This is a genomic window from Moorena sp. SIO3I6 (assembly GCF_010672095.1).
The window spans coordinates 1-3340 of sequence record NZ_JAAHHU010000467.1; the positions used below are offsets into that span (position 1 = coordinate 1).

2 protein-coding genes and 1 pseudogene are annotated in these 3340 nt (G+C 45.1%); 1 reads left to right on the plus strand and 2 read right to left on the minus strand.

Translation table 11 applies throughout. The features are described 5' to 3' along the window. On the minus strand, nucleotides 1-533 hold a 533-nt coding region (locus F6K49_RS38020), incomplete at its 3' end, for a hypothetical protein (RefSeq protein WP_366514279.1). Between the two features lie 482 nt (nucleotides 534-1015). Between F6K49_RS38020 and F6K49_RS38025 the strand changes: the two genes are divergently transcribed. Beyond that, on the plus strand, nucleotides 1016-2158 hold the full coding sequence (locus F6K49_RS38025) for a calcium-binding protein (RefSeq protein WP_293105421.1): 1143 nt from the start codon (nucleotides 1016-1018) through the stop codon (nucleotides 2156-2158). A 306-nt stretch (nucleotides 2159-2464) separates the two neighbouring features. Here F6K49_RS38025 and F6K49_RS38030 read toward each other — a convergent pair. After that, nucleotides 2465-3316 (minus strand): annotated as a pseudogene (locus F6K49_RS38030) (IS1 family transposase). Nucleotides 3317-3340: the final 24 nt, after the last annotated feature.

Here is a 3340-nt window from a genome sequence, read left to right on the forward strand (position 1 = left end):
TTTTGTAACATCTTATTGAGGCGATAATTGACCCAGGCTATAAATTTTCCTTTTTCTCGATTGTAGTGATTGAGGTTTTGATAAACATAATACAATGTCAGATTCACAGCATCATCATAGACCTCAGGGGAAAATTTGCCTCGATGGTAAAGCTTACCAGAAAGCTTAATGGCATTGAGCAATTCCGTTAAGGCATAAAATCGCTCTGGGGTATTGAGTTGGTGTCGTTGTGCTTCTAGGGCTAGCTGCTGAAGACGACCCTCGTCGAGTACCTTTTTAAAGACACTATCCCGCCAAGACGCCCACTCCTGATCAGAAGTAATTTGTAGATATCGGCTATCAATAGCCTCCTCAAGTTTATGGTTGAGCTGCTCTTGTACGGTCTGATAGATCTCTAGATAGATGCCAGATAGAGGATGACCTGGCCGTGGGCGACACACTTTACGGGTACGCAAAATATGCTCAACTAGTTCTGCCAAAACCTGCTCCCGCTGTTGATTTTCAATCTTATATTGTTTTGATTTAATCATCATATGTTGAATTGGCCTGCTCATGACCATTGATCAGGAATGCTTGTCCAATTAGTTATCAGGGTAATTTCCACGGTTTATGATAAGTAGTCGGACAAAAGTAAAATTAACTGTTGAAATAGGGAGCAGGGAGCAGGGAGCAGAGGGACTTTTGGCAACTTTACACAAGTTAATACAGCGAGGTTTATTTTTGTCCAGGTACTTATCCGTTACAAAACTTTATATAAAACTGTAGAAAAATTGGATTTTCGGAGTGATTTACAAAGTGAGGGCAGTGAAGAAAGCGTGATGCTCTTGATGGCAAAACCACTCCTATTAATAATAAGTATTTCTTGAAAAATTTTTTAGGTGCGCTTTCCGCATCTAATTATTAAATTCGCCACGGGTCGCACCTCTTTATCAAACTCAGACAAATAGAGTGAATCTTTCCGAACAGAACAATCCACAAATTTTCAAACAATTGCAATCGATCAGGAGCAGATGACATGGTAACTTACATCGGTGACAACTTAAACAACTACGGTTATGGTGGCTCTGGTAACGACTATCTTTATGGTTACGGTGGCAACGACACCCTCGTTGGTGGCTCTGGCAACGACTACCTTAATGGTGGTATAGGCAGTGACCGGATGTATGGTGGCACGGGCAATGACAGGTATGTGGTTGACAGCACCGGGGATGTGGTCACCGAATACGTCAATCAGGGTATTGATACAGTCGAATCCTCCATCAACTACACCCTAGGAGACAACCTAGAAAACTTGACCCTGACTGGTAGTGCTTACTCCGGCAACGGTAACAGTCTCAACAACATCATCAGTGGTAACAGTTCCAACAACGTCCTCTTCGGGAAATCTGGCAACGACACCATATATGGGAATGGTGGTGATGACGCTCTTGTCGGTGGTACAGACAGTGACCGGATGTATGGTGGCACGGGCAATGACATCTATTCGGTTGACAGCACCGGGGATGTGGTCACCGAATATGTCAATCAGGGTATTGATAGAGTCTACTCCTCCATCAGCTACATGCTAGGAGACAACGTAGAAAACTTGACCCTGACTGGTAGTGCTTACTATGGTCACGGTAACAGCCTCAACAACAGCATCAGTGGTAACAGTTCCAACAACCTGCTCTGGGGTAAATCTGGCAATGACGAATTGTATGGGAATGCTGGTACTGACGTTCTTCTCGGTGATCTAGGCAACGACATTCTTGATAGTGGCTCTGACAATGACTACTTGTATGGTGGCTTTGGCAACGACACCCTGACCGGTGGCTCTGGTAATGACTCTCTTTATGGTTATGGAGGTAGTAGTTCCGGCGAACGGGACATCTTAACTGGTGGCACGGGTGCGGATACCTTCGCATTAGGTAACAATGCTTTTGGCACCAAGGTTGCCTACATTGGTGATGGTAACTCTGGATACGCGACAATCACTGACTTTGATGGGACACAAAGTGATAAAGTTCAGCTCGGTGGTGGTATCAGTGATTACACTGTGAATTACAGTAATGTTACTGGTACATCAGCACTGGATACAAATCTATATCATAAGGGGGACTTAATTGCCGTCTTCCAAGATGACACCAGTTTTAGTCTTATTAATGATACGGTATTTTAGCTTGAATAGGACTTAGGACGTTTAGTTGGTATTGCCCCCTAACCCCTAGATTTGGGAATGGGGGCAATACTCCATGATCACCAGATCATCGTACTCAAAACTGATCATCCTACTCTGACCACAGCCCCTTGGAATCAGCCGCCTTGGGGCTACTCCTATGGTTGACCTGATCACCCCTGGCACGAACTCCAACTGCTTACCCGTCTCCGCCCCTTCAGGCTGTTTTCGCCTTCGCCCTTGATTCGCGACCCCCCCACCATGGCGACGCCAAGAGGTCTCTTCTTCAGAGGTATCTTCGGTAGTGCATCAGCAAAGTGTGGGTATGTCGCGCAAGTCGTTCCAATCTCCAAGGGGTGTCAGCTAACCTAGCCCTTTCTGCTGCCGTATTGCCAAAGCGACTATGAACCCAAATCCAATTGAAATAGCTAACCACCAATCTTACTGTTGCTTCAGTTTGCTCCCAGACCGACGCCAAATAAATTGCTGTCGGCGATGCCACCGACCTGTCTGCTGCCGAACAATTCCGGAACGTTCGCTCCTTATGCTGCGTCTGGTCTTTACCAATGATGTGTCTGACTTCTGAATTCTTTAACTCGCTCATATCCTCCCCAACCATCGGTATGCCATTGCTTACAGTCGGTTTTCTTGCCCTGTATTCACGGTCAATCAAGGGATGAATTGGTCTATATGTTTGCCTACAAGAGCGGCCAGAATTAACCCGCTTGATGATGCTTGAGTCATCTCCTACCAACAGTCCCCTTCTCTCAATTCATTCCGCTTACAGCGAAATTGTTTTTTTGGACGAATGACCAAAACTCGTCGCTACTGATTTGTGAGGAAACAACATTCTGTACACCGGCATTATGAATCATTTGTCCTTTAACAGAAGCTGCTCGTACTAAGCTGACTACCGTATTATAGGTGAGATTAACTGTACGACTAACTCCTCTTAAACTACTTCCTGAACCATGAGCCTGTAGAACTATGCGAATTTTTTCTGGCTCAATTTGTGGCGCGATAGTAAAGAGTATCAAACGTTTCGGTGAAAGTTTGTAGGCATTCGGGACAGTAGTTACGCTTGCTTCCCTTACTAGTTTTGACCTGTTGATGGGTCTTATGATGACCGCACAGAGGGCATTCCATGATCCATACGACTATTGTTGGACAATATTCATCTTACCA

Excerpts from the sequence above, each read along its gene's own strand:
- F6K49_RS38025 (WP_293105421.1), top strand. The coding sequence starts at position 1,016 with ATGGTAACTTACATCGGTGACAACTTAAACAACTACGGTTATGGTGGC.